Genomic DNA, 19,641 nt, shown 5'->3' with positions numbered 1-19,641 from the left:
CCCCGGAGCCGTGGAACGCCCGGGCGACGGTCCTCCGGAAGAGGCCGGACGCCTTCGGGAAGGTCCGGCGGCCGTGGGACCCCCCGGCGGCGCGGGCCACCCGGGGGTCCCGGACCGTCCGGGGGCCCCGGACCGTCCGGGGCAGGGCCTTCCGGCCGACCTCGCCGCCGCGCTGCGCGACGCCCGCTCCGGGCGGAGCCCCGGCCCCGGCACACCCGCGGGCCCGCCGGTCCCGGCCTGGCCGGGACCCCCGCTGCCCGTGCCACGGGCAGCGGGGGCCGGGCTCGACGTGGAGGCCCTGCTCCGGCTCTCCCTCGCCGCCCCGGACCCCTCGGGACGGCTGCGCCCGGCCGCCTCCGCCGGCGCGCTGCATCCGGTGGACGCCGAACTCGTCGTCGGCGCCCGCTGCTCCCTGCCCCCCGGCCGGTACGGCTACGACCCGCTGCGCCACCGCGTCCACCGTCTCGGCCCGCACCCCGAGGCCACCTTGCCGGGCGTGACCGTCGAACTCTCCGTCACCGCCCGCCGCACGGTCTCCCACTACGGCCACCGTGCCTGGCCGCTGCTGCTCCTCGACACCGGGCACGCCGCCGGAGCGCTGTTCCTCGCGGCCCGCGCGCTGGGCCTGGGCGAGCCCGGACTCCAGCTGGACGGAGCGGCCGGGCGCCCGCTCGCCGTCGTACGGATCGGCCCGCCCGGCCCCGGGCGGCACCCCGGAGCCCCCCGGACGGCCCCGCCGCCCGGGAACGTGCCCACGCCCGGCGAACTGCTGGCCCGCCGCAGCGACCCGCCGCCGCTGCGCGGGACTCCCCGCGCGCACGCCCTGCGCGCGGTCCTCCGCACCGCCTCGGAGGCGGGCGGCGGCGACCTGCGCTGGTGCGCCGCCGTCGGCCCCCCGGGACCCGGCCTGACGGAACTGGCCCCGGACGGCACGGCACTGCGCCGCCGCGCCACGGGCGAGGCCCGCCCGACGCTCGCGGCCTGGGCAGCGGGCCAGGCGTGGATCGCGGACGCGGGCGCCGTGCTCCTCGCCCGAGGCTGCCCCGAGGACGCCGGCGGACCGCACATCCGCCACACCCACCTGAGGGCCGGCTTCGCCGTCCACCTCGCCCACGTCACGGCCCGCCGCCACGGGCTGACCGCCCGACCGGTGGGTTCCTGGCAGCGGGCGGACCTCGGCGCCGCCCTCGGCGCCGCGCCCGGCCAGGACTGGATCGTCCACGGACTGGCCCTCGGCACCCATCACGCCGACGAGGAGAACTCCGCATGATCGTCCACCCCGAGCTGCGCCGGGCCGCCCGGCGCGCGTCCGGCCCGCTGCTCACGGCCACCCTCCTGCACGGCGCGGTGACCCTCACCCACCTCGCCCAGGCGGTGCTGCTGGCCCTCGCCCTCGCCGCCCTCGCCCACGGGGAGGCGGGGCCACTGCCGTGGCTGCTCGCCGGGGTGCTCGCCCTCGTCGCCGCCCGCGCGGCGCTCGGCGTCCGGCAGCGGCGGACGGCCACCCGCGCCGGAGCCGAGGTCAGGGTGGCGCTGCGGGACGAACTCCTCGCCCACCTCGGACGTCTCGGCCCCGCCCATCTGACCACCGCCCGCGCGGGAGCGGTGCGCACCACCCTCGTGGAGGGCGTGGAGGGCGTCGACGCCTACGTCTCCCGTTACCTGCCCCAGCTCCTCGTCACCCTGGCCGTGCCGCCCCTGGTGCTCGCCGCCCTGGCCGTGGTGGAACCGGCGGCACTCCTCGGTCTCGTCCCCGCCCTGCTGCTCGCCCTGTTCGGCCCGCGTGCCTGGGACCGCCTCCTCGCCGCCCGTGGCAAGGAGCACTGGGACACGTACGAACGGCTGGGCGCCGACTACCTGGAAGCCCTGCAGGGCATGCCCGCGCTGCGGGCCGCCGGTGCGGTCGGCCGCACCCGCGCGCGTCTGGAGGAGCGCTCGGCGGCACTGCACCGGGCGACCGTGGCCAAACTGCGCGTCTCCCTGGTCGACACCGGCATCACCGACCTCGCCGTCCAGGGCGGCACGACCGCCGCCGCGCTCCTCGCCTGCTGGTCCGCCGTCGGCGGATCCACCACGGCGACCGGCACCTACCTGGCGCTGCTGCTGGCCTCCGAGTGCTTCCGGCCGGTCCGCGACCTCGCCCGCGAGTGGCACGCCGGATACCTGGGCGTGTCCGCCGCGGACGGCATCGCGGCGCTCCGGACCGCCGAACCGCTGGTCCACGACACGGGCACGGCCGCCGCGGACTGGCCCCACGCGCCCGAACTCCGCTTCGAGGACGTGTGGTTCTCCTACGGCGACGGACAGGCGCCCGTCCTCCGGGGGGTCTCCTTCACCGCGCCCGCGGGACGGACCACCGCGATCGTCGGCCCGTCCGGGGCGGGCAAGTCCACCCTGCTCGCCCTGCTCCTGCGCCACCACGACCCGAGCGGGGGCCGCGTCACCCTCGACGGCCGCCCCACCACCGAGTACTCCCTCGACGGGCTGCGGCGGGGCGTCGCCGTGGTGTCACAGGACACCTACCTCTTCCACGCCACCATCGCCGACAACCTGCGCCTGGCCCGCCCGGAGGCCACGGACGCCGCCCTGACGGCGGCGGCGCGCACCGCGGGCGTCCACGACGAGATAGCCGCCCTGCCCGACGGCTACGCCACCGTCCTGGGCGAACGGGGCGCCACGCTGTCCGGCGGGCAGCGGCAGCGGCTCGCGCTCGCCCGGGCCCTGCTGGCGGACGCCCCCGTGCTCGTCCTCGACGAGGCGACCAGCTCGGTCGACGAACGCCGCGAGGCGGACATCGTCCGCGAACTGCCGAACGCCGTCGGCGACCGCACCGTCCTGGTGATCGCCCATCGGCTCGCCGCCGTCCGGCACGCCGACCACATCGTCGTCCTCGACGGGGGACGGGTGGACGACACCGGGGACCACGCCCGGCTGGTCGAGGCCGACGGCGTCTACGCCCGGCTCGTCGAGGCGGGCCGTACCCACCGAGGAGAGAACGCCGCATGAACCAGGCCACCGGCACCGCCACCGTCACGGCCGGGGCGGACGGTCCCGAGCGGGGATCGTTGCGCGCCCTGCTGCCCGCCCTCGCCGGTCACCGGGCCATGACGGCGCGCACCTGTGCCGCCGCCCTCCTCGAACAGGGCTCCCTCGTCGCGCTGGTCACGCTGGCCGCCCACACCGTCGGCACCGCCGTCGTCGAGTCGAAGGCCCCGTCGTCCGCGGCCGTCACCGCACTCGTCGCCCTGGTCCTGGTACGGGCCCTGACGACCTGGCGCGAGATGGACCTCTCGCACGACCTGGCCTACCGGGTCCTCGCCGCGCTGCGGGTACGCGTCTTCGACGGACTGGCCCGCAGCGCGCCCGCCCGGGTGGCCGGCCGGCGCAGCGGGGACCTCGCCGCCACCGCCACGGCCGATGTGGAGGCGCTGGAGTTCTTCTACGCCCACACCACCGCCCAGCTCCTGGCCGCCGGGACGGTCTTCACCGGCGGCGCGACGGTCCTCGCCGTGGTGGAGCCGTGGCTGCTCGCCGCCGTGCTGCCGGTCGCGGCCCTGCTCACCGCCGCTCCCTTCGCCGACGCGCGCGGACGCGCGGCACGCGGTGCCCGTACCCGCGCGGCCGTCGCCGCGCTGTCCGCCGACACGGTGGAGACCGTCGACGGACTGCGCGAGCTGCTCGCCTCCGGCACCCTCGCCGGACGCCGGCGCCGACTGGCCCGGCGCGGACGGGAGGTCGGCGACGCCCAGCGCGCCGAGTCCACCTGGGAGGCCGGTGCCGCCGCCGTCCGCGATCTCCTCATCGTGCTGGCGGTCCTCGGCGTGGTGACCGCGGCGGCGCAGTCCACGGCCTCGGGACGACCGCACGGGGCGTGGGCTCCGGCGGCGATGGCGCTCGCCCTGGCCGTCCTCGGCCCCGTCGCGGAGTCGGCCCGGTCCCTGAGCCAGGCCGTCTCCCTGCGCGCCGCCGCCGCACGCGTCGGCGCGGCCGTCCGCGCCCCCGCCCTCGCTCCGCCCGCCGCCTCGCCCCGCCCGCTGCCCCCCGGCCCCCTGGGCGTCCGGCTGCGCCGGGTGGGCTTCGACTACGGGGGCGGTCCCGTCCTCGACGGCGTGGAACTGACCGTCCGCGCGGGCGAGACGCTCGCCCTGGTCGGCGCCTCGGGCGCCGGAAAGTCGACCTGCGCCCACCTCCTCGCCCGCTTCTGGGACCCCTCCGAGGGCACGGTCCAGCTCCTGGCGGCCGACGGGGAGGCCATCGACCTGCGGGACGTGGCCGACGACGAACTCCGGAGCGCCGTCGCGCTGGTGGGGCAGGAGACGCCGCTCTTCCACGGAACCCTCGCCGAGAACCTGCGGCTCGCCGCCCCCGGGGCCGACGACGACCTCCTCGCCGAGACGGCCCGGCTGTGCGGCGTCGACCGGATCGCCGCGCTGGACACCCTGGTCGGCGAGCGCGGGGCCACCGTCTCCGGAGGCCAGCGGGCCCGCATCGCCCTCGCCCGCGCCCTGCTGGCGGGTCCGAGGGTCCTGATACTGGACGAGTCCACTGCCCACCTGGACAACGCGAGCGACGCCCGGCTCGCCACCGCGCTCCAGCGGAAGGGCCGCACGACCATCGTCATCGCCCACCGCCGCGCCACCATCCGCAGGGCCGACCGCGTCGCCGTCCTCGAAGCCGGACGCGTCGTGGAGGAGGGCACGTGGGAGGAGCTCACCGGCCGTCCCGGCGGCGCGCTCAGCCGCAGCCTCGCCGACATCGCTCCCTGACCGGCGCCGTACCGGAGCCGGAAGGCGGGCTCAGCGGGTGGACGCGCCGCCCCGCGGAGCGTCCGTCCGTCGCGCCGCCGGCTCCCGGATCTCCAGACAGCGACCGGCGTAGTAGGTCGCGAGTTCGTGGTTGTCGAGGTAGTCGGCGAACCCGACGCGGTACGCGAGCGTCAGTTCGACCGGTGAGGGTTCGTCGTCGAACGGCCGGCCCGCGCGGATGGCGTCGAGGACGCGCGGCATCGGGTACTGGAACCGCAGACCGTCCCGGACGTAGTGCGGCAGCCCGTCGATGCCGCGCACCTCGGCGTCCCCGGCACCCGCCGCGGAGTAGACCGGGCGGGTCACGTTGTCGTAGCGGAAGATCTCGTTCAGCAGCGGCCGGTGCCGCTCGGGCACCTTCGGCAGGACCGCCTCGTCCCACCAGCGCTGGAAGACCGGGGCGAACCGGGGGTCGGCGTAGAGCTTGCGCAGCGACTCGACGACCAGGCCGGAGTCGGTGAACTCGCGGCCGTGGCCGAGCAGTCCGGTGACGGCGGGATCGGACGAGTCCTGGAACCAGTCCGACAGCACCAGCAGCACCGCGCTCTGGGTGAGCCCGGCCAGCTCCCGCAGCGGCACCCAGATGTGCCGGAAGTACATGTTCTCGCTCATCATCCGGGCCCAGAACATGAACCGCTGCATCATCGTGTTCTCCGCGACCGTGACGGTGCGGTTGGCCAGGACGTACTCGAAGTCGTCGTTGTCGCCGCGCACGGTGACGAAGCCGTGCTTCTCGCGGTTCTCCGCGTAGTCCGTGTTGGGCAGCAGCAACAGCGGGTAGACGGCGATGCGGGACACGTGCTCCGACAGCCGGTCGTAACCCGTCAGGAAGGAGTCGACCGTCTCGCCCGGCGCGCCCCAGATCAGCTCGGCGTAGGCGTCGAGCCCCTCCGCCGCGAGCCAGCTCGCCAGCTCCTTCCACTCGTTGAGCCGCATGTTGCTCCGGCCCATGTCGCGCAACGCCGTGTCGTCCAGCGTCTGCAGCGCCACGGTGAACGAGCTCTGGAACCCCTCGGCCTTCATCCGGCGGATGATGTCGCGGAACGTCTTGGACTTGTTCTTCGCCCACGACGTCTCCAACGACCGGGGGAACCCGTACTTCTCGCGCGTCCGGACGAGGTCCTCGACGAACTCCGCGTCCGGCTGGCGCATGCCGAAGTTCGAGTCGCACAGCACCACCGTCGGAATCCGGTGGTAACCGAAGAGGTCGAGTTCCGCGCGCAGCCGCTCGCGGGAGAAGTCGCGCATCCGCTGGCCGACCGCGCCGCCCCAGTAACAGAACGAGCACTTGTACGGACAGCCCCGGTTGGTCTCCATCAGCGCGACGTCGTAGCGGAACCGGCCGTGGTGGTCCAGCATCGGGATCGCCCCGGTGAGGAACGGCGACGGAAGGCTGTCCAGGTCGGTGACGCGCGGTGCCCCGGCGGTGGTGCGGACCGTGCCCTCCTCGTCGCGGTAGGAGATGCCCGGCACCCGCGCGAGGTCGTGCGGCGACCTCTCCTCCAGGACGGCGAGCAGCAGATCGCGGAAGGTGAACTCGCCCTCGCCGTTGGCGACCACGTCGACCTCCGGGAAGCGCCGGAAGACGCGTTCCGCCTGGTGGGCGACGTGCGTTCCGCCGAAGACGACCAGGCCGTCCGGACGCACCGACTTGTAGGTCTCGGCGAGCGCGCCGAACTGGTTGACGTTCCAGCCGAACACCGAGAACGCCAGCACGTCCGGCACGACCCCGGAGAAGACCGCGCGCGCCATCGAGCCGAGGGACTCCCCACCGCGGAAGTTCTGTATCCCCACGTCGAACTCGGGTCCCACCACGGGATCGGCCCGCACCGCGGCCACCAGGTAACCGGCGGCGAGCGGCATCGACTCCTTGGGCATGTCCCAGGCGCCCTGCTGCACGATCAGCGCGCGCCCGCGCCTCTCCCGCGAACGTGGTCGTGGTAACGGAAGTATGGACCGACTCACTGTTCTGCCCCTGTTCCGCCAGGCCGCCGGGTCACCGTGGAGACCGGGCGTCCATCCGGTGGTTCACCCGGTCGGGTGGTCCAGGGCGCGGCGCAGGGAGGCCGGACGCAGATCGGTCCAGTTCTCCTCGACGTGGGCCAGGCACGCCGCCCGGCCGTCCGGGCCGTGCGTCACCCGCCATCCGGCGGGCACCGGAGCGGACTCCGGCCACAGCGAATGCTGGTCCTCGTCGTTGCGCAGTACCCGGAACACCCCGTTCTCGTCGTCGAACGGGTTGGTCGTCTCAGTCATGCCGCCTCCCAGTCGCCGCACCGTACAACGCGCCGCCGGGTGGTCAACACCGCCGCCCGCGCGCACGGTGACCCCCGGCCGAAGGGGGCCCGGGCGCCGGGCCGTTCGCGGGTGGCGGGTCCGTCCGGCCGCCCGCGCGGGACGCCCCGGCCCTCCCGTGCGGAAGGGCCGGGGCGGTTAGGTCAGATGCGGTAGCCGAGGCTGCGCAGCTGCTGACGGATCGCCTCGTCGTCGGCCGTGGCGGTGCCGCTGGTGGCGGCGCCCGAGTCGGTCGGAACGAGTGCGACGTGCTCCTCGCGAAGGTTCTCGTTCACTGGTTCTCCTTTCCTGACTTCGGTTCGGTGTTCATCCTTGCCCGGTCGGACAAGCTCGGTGCCGCCCTAGGCTGGCGGTATGGACGGCGACATGGATGACCTGGCCTTCGACGCGACCGGTACGCCGACGGTTCGGCTGCGCCAGTGGGAGCGGTGCTGGCCACCGGACGACCCGCACGCCAACTTCAAGGCCGAGGTGGTCGACTACGGGCTCCTCGACCCGATGGAGACCGTGCGCGGGATGTCCCGGAACCTCGACATCCCGGTCGGCGCGATCACCCGCTACGTACTGGCGAAGTGGGCCACCGGCGGCAGCGGCGGCCTGCTGGAACTCGGGCCGGTGATGGTGCCGCGCCTGTGGGAGCCGATCGCGGCGGCGGAGGAGGCCGATTCCGACGAACAGCGGCTCGCGGCGTACCACCAGCTCCGGCAGATGATCTCCTGGCTGAAGGTGCCGCTGGACGACCCCACGGTGTACCCGGCCCAGTGACCGGCCGGGGGACCGGCGCTCAGTGCTCACGGCGCACCACCCCGGTCACACAGCCGATGCCCCCGGCCGCCCCCAGGTACGCGCCGACGTCGATCTCGTCGACGGCCGTACCCGCCCGCTCCAGCGTCCGCCGGATCCCCGGGCAGCCCGCGGGCATCAGCACCCGCCCCGGCGCGAGCACCAGCAGGTTCATCCCGCGCCGCACCAGCAGTTCCTCGTCCGGCGGCAGCGCGATCACCCGGTAGCCGTACTCGGCGAGCAGCGCCGCCAGCTCCGGTGGGACCGCCGCCCGGTGGACGACGGCGGTGGACGCGTCGAGGAACACCACCGTCCCCAGCAGATGCTGCACGCCCGGCGCCAGCGGCACCGTCACCACCCGCGCCCCCAGTCCCGCGACCGCCGAGGCGACCTCGGCCGCACCGGCCGCGTTGGTGCGGAACCCGGTGCCCACGACCACCGTCGAGGGATCGATCCACAGCGCGTCCGCGCCCTCGAACAGGGCGGTGCCGGACACCGTGCGCAGGATCGGGAACCCGGCCCGGGCCAGCGCCAGCGCGGCGTGCCGCTCCTCGCCCGCCCGCTGCGCCGACGCCATCCGCGCCAGCACCGCCCCGGCCGGGGTCATCCAGAACAGATCGCGCGCGAACACCACGTTCGGCGTCGCCTCGGGGGCCGTCAGACACACCTCGACCCCGTGCTCCCGCAGCCGGTCCGCCAGCGCCTCGTACTGCGCCCGCATCGCCGGGAGGTCCACCGGCCCGAGCATCAGCGACGCCCCCGGCCGCCGCACCTCGGCGACGCTGTCCGGCGGACGGACCAGCAGCACCGACCGCAGCGCGGCCGTCTCCGAGCGGTACCCGCACGGCGCCCACACGCTCCCGGCCGCGACCTCGTCCACGTGCGACGCCGTCCGGGGGACCCATCCCGGGCCGCCGTGGGTGCTCGCCTCAGATCCAGTGGTCGTCACGGTCATAACCGAGCCTCTCCGCCATCGCGAGCACCTCGGGGCTCAGCACGGACCGGATCTCCGCCTCCCGCGCCCGCCACCGGCCGGGGCGTGGCGCGGCGGTGGCCACGGTGGCGGCGACGCCGTCGGTCGCGGCCCGCTCCAGCGGTCCGTCGAACGGGACCCCCAGCCAGTCAGCGATCCGTCCGACGGCCTCCGCGCGGGCGTGCGGACCGCTGATCAGGTCCTCGAACCGCACCGTGTGGTCCGCCCCGTGCGCGAGCGCCGCGCGGTGGCTCGACCACCACTGGTGGGCGCAGACCCGGGGCAGGGGGACGGCGGTGTACGCGCGCCAGCGGGGCGGCAGGTCGAACTTCCACCAGTGCCGGTCGGCCGGGCGGGCGTCGGCGTACCCGGCGATGCGCAGCGGCTCGTCCAGCCGGTACGCGTGGAACCCGTGGTGCAGCCACCCGTCGACCAGGCCGTTGATCGACGCGGCCGGGTTCCTGGTGAGGTGCAGCATCCGCAGCCGGGCGTTGGGGAACACCGCCCGCAGGAAGCCGAGCCGGTAGGCGTTGCCCGGCGTCTTGATCACCAGCGGCTTGGTGGCGAGGTCGTGTTCGTCCGCGGGCCGCCACGGGCGGGGGAGGACGAAGGGCGGCTCTTCGAGCAGCACGTCACCGGGCGGCCCGTCCGGCCGTGGTCCCGGCGACCGCCCGGGGAGGTCGTAGTACCAGGGGTTCACGCCGGTCACGCCGATCAGCGCCCGCGCGAACCGGGGGACGTCGCGGTCCAGCACCGCCTCGGCGGTCCGCACCAGGTCGACGGGGTCGAGGCCCAGCCCCGGCCACTGCACGACCAGCCGCCACGCCGCGTCCGCCGCCAGGTTCTCCACGCCGGTGCCGGGGGAGCCCGCGTCCAGCGCGAGTTCCGCCTCGAACAACGCCCGGGACCGGGGCGGGAGCCCGTGCCAGTGCGCCGCGTCCAGCGCGTCGGACCCGGTGCCGCTGTGCGGGTGGTCCAGGCCGACCAGCCGCAGCAGCGGACCCAGTTCGGCGCGCAGGTGCAGCAGGTGCGGCGAGGACCGCAGCAGCTCGGCGAGCATGCTCGACCCGCCCCGCGAACTCGACGTGACCACGACGAGGTCGCGCACCTTCGCGCAAAAGCGCGGCACCGGCGTGCCCCGCAGCGGCCGCAGCGCCTCCAGCCCGCGCACCACCTCGGCGACCGGGCGCTCCACGGTGCGGCTAGGCATGGTCGGGTTTCCGCACCGAGTACACACACCACCGCCACCGGTCGCGCACCGAGCCGTCCGGCAGCACCTCGAACGGGTGCGCCTCGCGCACCTCGCGCGGCGCGTCGTAGTAGAGGCGGTAGATCTCCTGCCGGTTCGCCGGCGTCGTCTCGTGGGTGTCGATCCACTTGTCGATCGACTCCCAGAGGAAGTACTCCTCCATCCGCACGTCGGTGAACCCGCCGCCGGTGAGCAGTGCCCGGAAGTCCTCCTCGCGGAACATCTGGTACAGCAGCGGCTGCTTCTTCTTGAACACGCGGAACATCCAGAACGCGTCCACGTCCGCGTACGGCACGATCTGCCCGACGATGAACTGCCCGCCCGGCCGCAGCACCCGGAAGATCTCCGAGACCGGCCGCTCCGGCTGGGGCAGCAGATGCAGCACCTCCCGGGTGACCACGAGGTCGAAACTGGCGTCGGGGAACGGCAGGTCGTAGACGGTGCCCTGGTGCACCACGTCCAGCCGGGTGGCGGCCAGCGCGGCCATCTCCGGGGTGAGGTCCAGCCCGACCATCTCGCCGACCCGGCCCCGGAACGCGCCGCCGACGACACCGCTGCCGCAGCACACGTCCAGCATCCGCGCGTCCGACGGCACCGCGCACAGCTCCGCGTGCTTGCCGAGCAGCTCCTCGTCGGTGAGCCAGGCGCACGAGTCGTGCCAGTCCTTCGAGCGGATCCCGAACTGCCGCTGGTAGACCGCGTAGTCGACCTCGACGGCCCGGGTGCGGGAGCGGGCCGTCCGTCCGGCCAGCCGCGCGGCGAGCCGGGCCCGGCTCGCGTCCACGGCCCGTTCGACGATGCGGCGGGCCAGCTCCGGATCGGCCTCCAGCGCCCGCCGCGCCTGCTCGGTGACCACCTCGAACACCCGGGCGCCCGCGTCCTCGTTGCGCAGGGTGCGTTTGGTCTGGCCGTCGAACCGCGCGTCCGGGATCCGGATCGCGATCACCGCGGTCAGCCCCTCCAGGATGTCGACCGCGGTCATCCGGTCCGCGGCCGGGCCGAGGTGTTCGGCCACCACCCCGGCCAGCGCGCCGCGCAGGGCCTCCACATGCGAACCGCCCAGGTCGGTGCGGATGGTGTTGACGTAGCTGAAGACCTGCTCCGCGTACCCCTCGGTCCACTGGACGGCGGCGTCGATCACGCACCCGTCCCCGGCCCAGGTGATGGTGGTCGGCTCGGCGTGCACCTTCTCGGCGTCGCGGGCGCGGTGCGCGAGCAGGCCCCGCACCCCGGTCGTCTCGCACAGCGACTCGTGCCGTCCGGTGCGGTGGTCGGTGAGGTCGACCCGCAGCCCCGGGTGCAGATACGCGATGTCGAGCAGCCGGGCGCGCACCAGGTCCGCGTCGAGCGCGCACGAGGAGAAGATCTCCGGGTCCGGACGGAACCACACCCGGGTGCCCCGGCGGTCGCTGTCGCCGATCCGCTTGAGCGGGGTCTCGACCGAGCCCCGGGCGAACGACTCGCCGTGGTGCGCGCCGTCGCGCCACACGTCCAGCCGTAGCCATTGGGACAACGCGTTCACGCAGGCCAGGCCGACGCCGTGCAGCCCGGCCGAGGTCGCGTACGAGGAACGGTCGAACTTGCCCCCCGAGTGCAGCGTGGTGAACACCAGCTCGCACGCCGGGATCCCGGCCTCCGGATGCGGATCGACGGGGATGCCCCGGCCGTCGTCGGTGACCGAGCAGGAGCCGTCGTCGTACAGCTCCACCGAGATCGTGCCGCAGTGCCCGGCGGCGGCCTCGTCCACGGCGTTGTCGATCAGTTCGAGCACCAGGTGGTGGGCGCCGTCCGGGCCGGTCGACCCGACGTACATCGACGGGTTGCGGCGCACCGCCTCCAGCCCGGAGTAGACGGTGATCGCCTCTGCGGTGTACTCGGTGGTCATGGCGCTCCGTTCCCGGCGAACCGCTGCTCGGTCAGTCCGGCGAGGGCCCGCTCCAGCCGGTCCACGTGCGTCTTCTTCAATGTGCACAGGGTCTCCAGCCAGCTCGCCAGATCGGCCACGCCGTCCAGGTGCGCCCGCGCCGCCAGGCCGGGGTAGCGTTCGGTGGCCTCCCCGAGGTCGCCGTCGATCGCCGAGGCGAGGTGGCGACGGGTGTCGCCGAGCGCGCGGCCGGTGCCCGGATCGTCGCCGCCCAGCAGGTCGCGCAGCACGTCCAGGTGCCCGTGGGCGGCGCAGACCACGCTCTCGGCCAGCTCGTCCAGCACCCGGGCCGCCTCGGTGTGGCCCTCGATCTCGGCGACCCGCGCGAAGTAGGTGTACCGCGCCGCGGTGGCCGCCTCGGCGAGGAACGCGGCCCGCACCCCGTCGGCGAGGGACTGGTCCGGTTCCATGTCAGACCCTCGTTCCGGAGGCGACGACGAACAGCATGTGGTCGGTGATCCGCCCGTCCGCCTCGGACACCGCGTGCCGCGCGCGGAACGCGGGCGACGCCTTCGCGTAGCGCTCCCGGATGGCCTCCCGGGCGTCCTCGCCGATCGCGCCGTTGTCCGACCACACGTCCACGTCCTCCACCGACACGTACCGCCGCGACCGCACCGGGTCGCACCCCGCGCCGGTGAGCAGGGCCTCGACGTCGCCGGGCCCGAAGAAGTGCCGCCGGGCCGGGTTGCGCAACCGCAGGATCTCGAAGTACTCGTCGCGGTCGTCGTCCCCGTAGGCGCACAGATGGGCCAGCACGATCCGCCCGCCCGGCCGGGTCACCCGCGCCATCTCCCGGACCGCGTCCGGCAGCGCCATGAACTGGATCCCCTGACGGCACACCACGACGTCGAACGTGCCGTCCTCGAACGGCAGCTCCTCCGCCGGGGCGATCACCAGCTCGTCCAGCGCGTCGCGCGCCTGCTCCGCCATCTCCGGCGTGATGTCCACGCCGACCAGCCGCCCCACCCGCCCGGCGAACAGCCTCGACACCAGTCCGGTGCCGCACGCCACGTCCAGGACCGCGTCGTCCGGCCGGGGCGCCGCCGCGGACAGCGTCAGCTCCCCGAGCGCGTCGTCGGTGCACCACGCGCTGGACCGGTCGTAGCCGCTCGCGCGGTCGGCGAAGTGCGTACGGACGCTTCCCGTTTCGTTCATGTGTTCTCTCCTGACGGAACCAGGGCGCGGCGCGGTCTCGCGCGGCGGCGCAGCCGGTGGACGGTGGCGTCGCGTCGCCAGCGCCGGAAGTGGTTGCGGTCGGCGCGCAGCGATCGCGCCTCCACCGCCAGCCGCACCGCCAGCCCGCGCAGCGCGACGCCGAGCGGACCGGGAGCCGGTTCGTCCAGCGAGGCCGCGTCGAACGGATAGCGCAGCGCCTCCATCCCCCGCGCGGTGACGCTCTCCACCTGACGCCGCTCCCGGTCGGACAGCCCCCGCCGGTGGCCGCCGATCCGGGCCGTGGTGATCGGGTCGCCCGCCGTGCGCCAGGACGCCGACAGCGACGCGGTCACCCGGGCGTGGTCACCGAGGTGGTGCGCCAGCATCGCGGGCTCGAACTCCTCACCGACGAAGTCGCAGACCGCCCGGATCTCCCGGTCGGGCGAGGACACCAGGTCCTCGTACCGCACCAGGTGCACCACGGACGGCCCCCACCGCTCCAGGGCCGCGCGGGCCAGCTCCTGTTCGGCCGCCCACCGCAGTGCCATCCGGTACGGGTGGCAGTGGCCGAACACGGCCCGCTTCGCCGACGCGGCCACATCGCGGGGATCGCGCACCAGCCACAGGAACCGCGCGCCCGGCAGTTCGGCGAGCACCTCGTCGACGTGCTCGACCATGAAGGTGCTCTTGCACCCCCACCGGGCCGCGCCCTCCGCGACGCGGTACTGGTCGTAGATCGCCGACACCACCCCGAACAGCGACGGACCGGCCGCCCCGGCCACCGCGGCCCGGTCGATCGGGTGCGGCCACGGATGGATGTGGTCGCGCAGCAACCGCAGCGCGTCGTCCACCATCGCGTCGACGTCACCGCCGTACGGGATGCCGGACAGGTACCGCATGAAGTGCGGCGGGTGCGGGACCGCGATCCGCGAGTGCGCGTCGAGCACCAGCCGCAGCAGGTTCGACCCGGAGCGCTCGGTCCCGATGATCAGGATCGGGCCGTCCTGGGGGGACATGGTCAGCCCCCGACCGAGAGCTTCTTCGCGCCGCAGTCCATCAGCGTGCTCCCGGCCTGGGCCACCACCGGGTCGGCCACCTTGTCCAGGGTGTACTTCTCGGAGCCGGGAACCAGGGGCGCGGCGGCCGAACTCCACTCCGCGCGCCAGCCGTTGCCGGCGTACGACGTCGACCGCTCGGTGCCGTCGGCCGGTTGCGGATGGAAGTACTGGAAGTGCTCCGGCCAGTGCCGGAAGTCCATCACCGGGCCGGGCTGGTAGGCGTCGTACACCCGTTTGTAGGCGTCCCGGCAGACCTGTTCGGGCAGCCCGCTCACGTTCAGGAACTCGTCCTCGTGCAGCGCCTGTTCCACCGACAGCCAGTTCAGGTGGTCGATCTCGGTGCGGATCACTTTATTCCGCACCGCGTCCCGGTAGACCGTCGTGCCGGGCATGGCCGACAGGTACTTCACCCGGGTCACGTGGTTGTACTGCTCGGCGAACTGCACCATGTGCGACAGGGACTCCTCGGTCTCGTTCGGCAGACCGACGATGAGCAGCGAGCCGAACCGCACGCCGCCCTCGAACGTGGTGCGCATCGCTCGGACGGTCAGGTTCTCGCTGCTGCCCTTGCGGGCCTCGCGCAACACCTCGGAGCCCAGCGACTCGACGCCGTACAGGATGATGTCCGCGCCCGCGTCCCGCATCGCGTCGATGCGCGGCACGTCCATGTCGGCGCACCGGGTCAGACAGGTCCACCGCAGATCGTGCTGGGAGATCACGTCGCACATCTCGATGGTCTGGCCCCGGTGCGAGCTGAACGTGAGGTCGACGAAGAAGCAGAAGTCCACGCCGTACTGGGTCTTCAGCCAGTCGAGGTCGCGGTCCATCTTCTCCGGCGACTTCGCCCGTACCTGCGGGGTGGTGCGGTAGCAGAACGAGCAGTCCATCTTGCAGCCGCGGCTGTAGGACGAGATCACCTGCGGCTGCATCCCGAGCGGCGACTTCGACTGGGGCCACAGGTCGAGCCGCATCCTGGGCAGCGCGTCGAGATCCATCATCTGACCGCGCGGCGAGGTGCGGTGCGGCTTTCCCTTCTCGTCCCGGTAGCAGATGCCCTTGATGTTCGGGAGATCCCGGTCCCATGAGCCCCGGGAGTAACTCTCCATCAGTTCCAGGATGGTGATCTCGCCCTCGCTGATCACCGCGACATCGCAGTCGGTCTCCGCCATGAATATCGACGGAACGGAAGTGACCAGCGAGCCGCCGCAGATGATCGGTATGTCCGGGTGGGAATCACGGACCATCGCCATCAGCGCGCGGCAGAAGGGGAAGTTGTCCTCGAACGTGCACAGCCCGAGCACATCGGTGCCCTCGGTGATCTGCTCGTACGCCGCCTGCAACGGGTTCGGGGTGTAGCGGACGTCGACGATGCGCACCGGGTACCCGGCGTTGTGCAGCACGGTCGAGATGTACGTCGCGCCTTCGTAGGGCGAGGTGAGGAAGAACTCCCAACCGCGCGGCATGGTGAACGGCGAGGGACCGACGACGAGGGTGAACCTCGGCAGCGCGGGATCGGTCGGCACCGGTTCGGCGTCCTGGTTGCGCATCTGCTCGATGTAACGCTGGTCGACGGTGCCGTTCGCGTCGGTGTAAAGCTCCAGGGCCAGGGATACCTTGCGCGCCATGTGAATTCTCCCTCGCATCACGATCGTGGGCGCTCCGCCGGGCAACTGTAGGGGCGCGGAGTGCCGTTCGGCACGGGTGTTCATTCCGCGCGGTTCGTCGTTGTCGTACGCCGGGAGCCCGTTGCTAGCCTTCGGTGCCGCTGGCGTCGACACAGGAATGCAGAGGAAATCCCGGTGACCACACAGCCGAACGTCCTGTTCATCTCCCTGGACACCGTGCGCGCCGACGTGGCCTATTCGGGGAAGTTCCCCGGTGTGGAGCGGCTGCGCGCGGGCGGGGTCAGCTTCACCCAGGCGATCTCGTCGTGTCCCCTGACCCCGGTCAGCCACGCCACGGTGTTCACCGGCCTCCAGCCGCCCCGCCACGGGATCAGGCACCTGTTCCGCGAGGCGCTGGACAAGCGGGTGCCGACGCTGGCGGAGTGCCTGTCGGCGGCCGGGTACACGACCGGCGCGGTGGTCTCCTGCCCCGGCATGAACCAGTGGTACGGGATGGACCGCGGCTTCGACTTCTACGACGACGAGATCCCGCTGCTGCCGGACGGCCGGGACCCGCTGTCGGTCGGCGACGTGAAGCTGCGCGGACTGGCGCTCAAGCGCGCGCCGCTGGTGGTCGAACGCGCCACCCGCTGGCTGGAGTCGCTGGACGGCGACCAGCCGTTCTTCCTCTTCGCGCACTTCTTCGACGCGCACTGGCCGTACGAGCCGCCGGAGGACGTCGGCGTCGAGGTGGCGAACCCGTACGAGGGCGAGATCGCCTACACCGACCACTACGTCCAGCTCCTGCTGCGCCGCCTCGCCGAGCTGGGCCACGACGTCGAGTCGATGCTGGTGGTCTGCTTCTCCGATCACGGCGAGGACCTGGCCGGGTGGTACCCCAACGACCACGCCGGTGACCTCGGCCACCCGTACGAGGAGGGCCACGGCTGTCTGCTGTTCGACGCGACCCAGCACGTGCCGCTGGTCATCAGCGGCCCCGGGGTGCCGGCGGGGACGAGCGTGGACGGCCAGGTGCGGCTGGTCGACATCATGCCGACGGTCCTCGACCACCTGGGGCTGGACCCGCGGCCGTCGGACGGCGCCTCGCTGACCGAGTTCTTCGCGGACGGCACCGGGGCGTCCCGCGAGGCGTACTCGGAGACCTACTTCCCGCAGGAGCGGGCCGCCGCCTCGGACGAGTACCCGGACCTGAAGGCGTTGCACGCGGTGCGGGCGGACGGGCGGAAGGTGATCTGGGAGGCGGACGGACGGCAGGTGTGGGCCTACGACCTCGCCGCCGATCCCGACGAACTCGACGGGCGGCTCCTCGTGTCCGGTGAGGACGCGTGACGGCAGGGGGGACCACGGCGCCCCGTTCGGTCCGCCGGGTGCTGGTGGCGAGCACCGTCGGCACCGCCATCGAGTGGTACGACTTCTATCTGTACGCGACGGCGTCGGCGCTGGTGTTCGGCCCGCTGTTCTTCCCGGGGACGTCGACCGCCGGCGGGGTGCTCGCGTCGTTCGCCACCTACGCGGCCGGGTTCGTCGCGCGCCCGCTGGGCGGCCTGCTGTTCGGCCACTTCGGCGACCGGGTGGGCCGCAAGGCGATGATGGTGTGGACGCTGCTCATCATGGGCGTGGCCACCTTCGGCATCGGGCTGCTGCCCACCTACGACACGGCCGGGGTCCTCGCGCCGGTCCTGCTGGTGACGCTGCGCGTCGCGCAGGGCATCGGCATCGGCGGCGAATGGGGGAGCGCGGTGCTGCTCAGCACCGAGCACGGCCCGCCCGGGCGCCGGGGCTTCCTCAGCAGCTGGCCCGCGATGGGCTTCGCGGTGGCGCTGTTCGGCAGCAACCTGACCTTCGTGCTGATCTCCCAGCTGCCCGAGGAGGACTTCCTGAGCTGGGGGTGGCGGCTGCCGTTCCTGGCGTCGAGCGTCCTGGTCGGCATCGGGATCTGGGTCCGGCTGGGGATCGAGGAGACACCGGAGTTCCTGCGCGCCCGGGCGGAGAACCGCGCCGCCCGGGTACCGGTGGTCGCGGTGCTCAAGCGATGGCCGCGCCGGGTGGTGATCGGCATCCTCGCCTCGCTCGGCACCGGTTCGGTGATCGCGATGTTCACCGTGTTCCTGGTGGCGCACGCGGCGAAGGCCGGACCGGAGGTGCGGTCGACCGTGCTGACCGGGTTGATGATCGCGGCCCTGGCGGAGTGCGTGACCCTGCCGGTGTTCGGCGCGCTGTCCGACCGCTTCGGCCGCAAACGGGTCATGGTCTTCGGCTACGCGGTCGCGGTGGTGGCGATGGTCCCGGCGGGCGCCTGGCTGTCCTCGGGCGATCCGGTGCTGGTCGCCCTGGTGTTCCTCCCCGCGCTGACCGTCGCGCACGGAGCGATCTACGGTTCCCTGGCGGCGTTCCTGGTGGACCTGTTCCCGACCATGGTGCGGTTCTCCGCGATCGCCGTGACCTACCAGGTGGGCGTGACGATCTCCAGCTTCTGGCCGCTGGTCGCGGTCGCGATCACCGGTGACGCGTCGTCGCTGCTTCCGGTGGTCGCGCTGTTCGCGGTGGTCGAGGCGGCGGCGGCGATCGCGGTGCTGTGCGCGCCGGACTCACGCGCTGACGCGGACCTGGCCCCGGACCCGGCAGGCGAGCGCCGACCAGTCGGCCGCGCAGCCGGTGGCGAGGTCGGCGACCACCGGTGACCAGCGCTGGGGGACGGCGGCCGCGAGACGGTCCCACTGCGCGGTGTCGAGGGTGTTGGCGTCGAGCAGCCGCAGCAGCGCGCGGCCGACCTCCGAGAACCGCAACGACGGATCGGTGCGCAGCGAGAGCAGGAACCGGTCCCGCTCGGCGCGCGGCGTGCCGTTGTCACCGCCGTTGTCGTCGCCCGGCGCGTTGTTCTCGGGCCGGTCGTCCTCCACGCGGTGTCCGGCGGAAAGGCGGTGCCGCCGCGGAATGGGATCCTCGCCGCGGCGCATTCTCTCTCTTACGTCCCGGGCGGTGCCGACCGATATTCCGGCGATCCGGGCGATCTCCCGAAGTGAAAGATTCGGGTTTTTCGAAACCGCTTGGCTCGCAATCATGCGCCCGTGGGAGGCGTCGAGTGGCCGCACTTTTCCGTCGCGGCCGAGGCGGGTGTTCAACTGAGTCGTTTCCCCGGTTGAACATCGCCGGATCGAGGCCACCGTCTTCGTGGACAGCCCCGCCGTCGACGCGATCAGCCGGTCCGACAGGTGCGGATGCGAGGAGAGGATCCGGGCGGCGGCGGCGGTGCGGTCGGCCAGCGTCAGCGGCAGCCCCTGGGTCACGTTGACGCTCACGGCGAGCAGGAACGCGTCCTCCTCGGTGCCGTCGACGAACCGCACGGCGATGGTGGCGTCCCCGCGCAGCCTGGCCGCGCGCAGCCGGTGCACACCGTCGACGACCCGCATGGTCGGCCGGTGCACCAGGATCGGCGGGAGGTCGTCCGGACACTGCGCGAGCGCGCTGACGTGGTCGGGACTGGAACCGGCGACCCGCACGGGACGCGTTTCGCTCACCTGGTCGACCGGCACGGACGTCGGTGGCGTGTCCCTTAACCGCGTGTCCAGCGATGTCCCGCTCATCCGAACTCCTCCAGATGGGCCAACCCATTTCCGAGCACGACCCGGTCCCGCTCGGCGGCGTGCGACTGATCAGGTCTCAGGAAGATACTGGCCGCCTTGGAGAGCCGAACAGACCGGCGGGGCAAGATTTTCCGTGAGCAAGTTCTCATAGTTTTCATTGTGGCCGGAACGCCGGGGAGTTCCGGAGTAA

17 protein-coding genes are annotated in these 19,641 nt (G+C 73.3%); 6 read left to right on the top strand and 11 right to left on the bottom strand.

Annotated elements, in window-relative coordinates:
• Positions 1–259 precede the first annotated feature (259 nt).
• Genes ACVWNX_RS04010 through ACVWNX_RS04000 form a run of 3 tightly spaced genes read left to right on the top strand, consistent with a single transcriptional unit; the run spans position 260 to position 4,766 of the window.
• The gene (locus ACVWNX_RS04010; RefSeq protein WP_454412471.1) at positions 260–1,270 is read left to right on the top strand and encodes a nitroreductase family protein; all 1,011 of its coding nucleotides are present in this window, start codon (positions 260–262) and stop codon (positions 1,268–1,270) included.
• Positions 1,267–3,006 (top strand): ABC transporter ATP-binding protein/permease, encoded by a 1,740-nt coding sequence (locus tag ACVWNX_RS04005; RefSeq protein WP_454412470.1) that lies wholly within the window; start codon positions 1,267–1,269, stop codon positions 3,004–3,006. The genes ACVWNX_RS04010 and ACVWNX_RS04005 overlap by 4 nt, the downstream gene beginning before the upstream one ends.
• Complete coding sequence (locus tag ACVWNX_RS04000; RefSeq protein ID WP_454412469.1) at positions 3,003–4,766, top strand: ABC transporter ATP-binding protein; 1,764 nt, start codon at positions 3,003–3,005, stop codon at positions 4,764–4,766. The genes ACVWNX_RS04005 and ACVWNX_RS04000 overlap by 4 nt, the downstream gene beginning before the upstream one ends.
• A 30-nt stretch (positions 4,767–4,796) precedes the next feature.
• Here ACVWNX_RS04000 and ACVWNX_RS03995 read toward each other — a convergent pair whose 3' ends face one another.
• From ACVWNX_RS03995 to ACVWNX_RS03985, 3 genes are all read right to left on the bottom strand, one after another.
• Positions 4,797–6,704 (bottom strand): KedN5 family methylcobalamin-dependent radical SAM C-methyltransferase, encoded by a 1,908-nt coding sequence (locus ACVWNX_RS03995; RefSeq protein ID WP_454412468.1) that lies wholly within the window; start codon positions 6,702–6,704, stop codon positions 4,797–4,799.
• Positions 6,705–6,833: 129 nt separating this feature from the next.
• Positions 6,834–7,061, bottom strand: coding sequence for an MbtH family protein (locus tag ACVWNX_RS03990; RefSeq protein WP_454412467.1), 228 nt, complete (start codon positions 7,059–7,061; stop codon positions 6,834–6,836).
• A gap of 182 nt (positions 7,062–7,243) precedes the next feature.
• Positions 7,244–7,375 carry a hypothetical protein gene (locus ACVWNX_RS03985; protein ID WP_454412466.1) on the bottom strand — a complete coding sequence of 44 codons (132 nt, stop codon included), beginning with the start codon at positions 7,373–7,375 and terminating at the stop codon, positions 7,244–7,246.
• 79 nt (positions 7,376–7,454) lie between these two features.
• Between ACVWNX_RS03985 and ACVWNX_RS03980 the strand changes: the two genes are divergently transcribed.
• Entirely contained in the window at positions 7,455–7,865 is a 411-nt protein-coding gene (locus tag ACVWNX_RS03980; protein ID WP_454412465.1) for a DUF6027 family protein, read from the top strand.
• Between the two features lie 19 nt (positions 7,866–7,884).
• On the opposite strand, the gene ACVWNX_RS03975 is transcribed toward ACVWNX_RS03980, so the two are convergent.
• Genes ACVWNX_RS03975 through ACVWNX_RS03945 form a run of 7 tightly spaced genes read right to left on the bottom strand, consistent with a single transcriptional unit; the run spans position 7,885 to position 15,867 of the window.
• Entirely contained in the window at positions 7,885–8,763 is an 879-nt protein-coding gene (locus ACVWNX_RS03975; RefSeq protein ID WP_454412464.1) for a dimethylarginine dimethylaminohydrolase family protein, read from the bottom strand.
• A gap of 49 nt (positions 8,764–8,812) precedes the next feature.
• Positions 8,813–10,066: a sulfotransferase gene (locus tag ACVWNX_RS03970; protein WP_454412463.1), complete on the bottom strand. Its 1,254-nt coding sequence runs from the start codon at positions 10,064–10,066 to the stop codon at positions 8,813–8,815.
• Positions 10,059–11,990, bottom strand: a complete 1,932-nt coding sequence (locus tag ACVWNX_RS03965) for a methyltransferase domain-containing protein (protein ID WP_454412462.1) — start codon at positions 11,988–11,990, stop codon at positions 10,059–10,061. The genes ACVWNX_RS03970 and ACVWNX_RS03965 overlap by 8 nt, the downstream gene beginning before the upstream one ends.
• Entirely contained in the window at positions 11,987–12,439 is a 453-nt protein-coding gene (locus ACVWNX_RS03960; RefSeq protein WP_454412461.1) for a rubrerythrin family protein, read from the bottom strand. The genes ACVWNX_RS03965 and ACVWNX_RS03960 overlap by 4 nt, the downstream gene beginning before the upstream one ends.
• Position 12,440: 1 nt before the next feature.
• Positions 12,441–13,184 (bottom strand): class I SAM-dependent methyltransferase, encoded by a 744-nt coding sequence (locus ACVWNX_RS03955; protein WP_454412460.1) that lies wholly within the window; start codon positions 13,182–13,184, stop codon positions 12,441–12,443.
• The gene (locus ACVWNX_RS03950; protein WP_454412459.1) at positions 13,181–14,200 is read right to left on the bottom strand and encodes a sulfotransferase family protein; all 1,020 of its coding nucleotides are present in this window, start codon (positions 14,198–14,200) and stop codon (positions 13,181–13,183) included. Before ACVWNX_RS03950 ends, ACVWNX_RS03955 begins: the two co-directional genes overlap by 4 nt.
• Before the next feature lie 2 nt (positions 14,201–14,202).
• Positions 14,203–15,867, bottom strand: coding sequence for a B12-binding domain-containing radical SAM protein (locus tag ACVWNX_RS03945; protein WP_454412458.1), 1,665 nt, complete (start codon positions 15,865–15,867; stop codon positions 14,203–14,205).
• Positions 15,868–16,041: 174 nt separating this feature from the next.
• Here ACVWNX_RS03945 and ACVWNX_RS03940 point away from each other — a divergent pair, with 174 nt between their 5' ends.
• Together ACVWNX_RS03940 and ACVWNX_RS03935 are read left to right on the top strand one after the other, a co-directional pair.
• Positions 16,042–17,196, top strand: coding sequence for a sulfatase (locus ACVWNX_RS03940; RefSeq protein WP_454412457.1), 1,155 nt, complete (start codon positions 16,042–16,044; stop codon positions 17,194–17,196).
• Entirely contained in the window at positions 17,193–18,548 is a 1,356-nt protein-coding gene (locus ACVWNX_RS03935) for an MFS transporter (RefSeq protein WP_454412456.1), read from the top strand. The genes ACVWNX_RS03940 and ACVWNX_RS03935 overlap by 4 nt, the downstream gene beginning before the upstream one ends.
• Here ACVWNX_RS03935 and ACVWNX_RS03930 read toward each other — a convergent pair.
• A complete protein-coding gene (locus tag ACVWNX_RS03930; RefSeq protein ID WP_454412455.1) occupies positions 18,456–19,451 on the bottom strand; it encodes a ParB/RepB/Spo0J family partition protein in 996 nt (331 codons plus the stop codon). The two genes, ACVWNX_RS03935 and ACVWNX_RS03930, sit on opposite strands and share 93 nt — an antisense overlap.
• Positions 19,452–19,641: the final 190 nt, after the last annotated feature.

The organism is Streptomyces sp. JNUCC 64 (assembly GCF_054484115.1).
The sequence above is the reverse complement of the archived record's forward strand: the minus strand, read 5'-3'. Positions and strand labels throughout refer to the sequence as shown.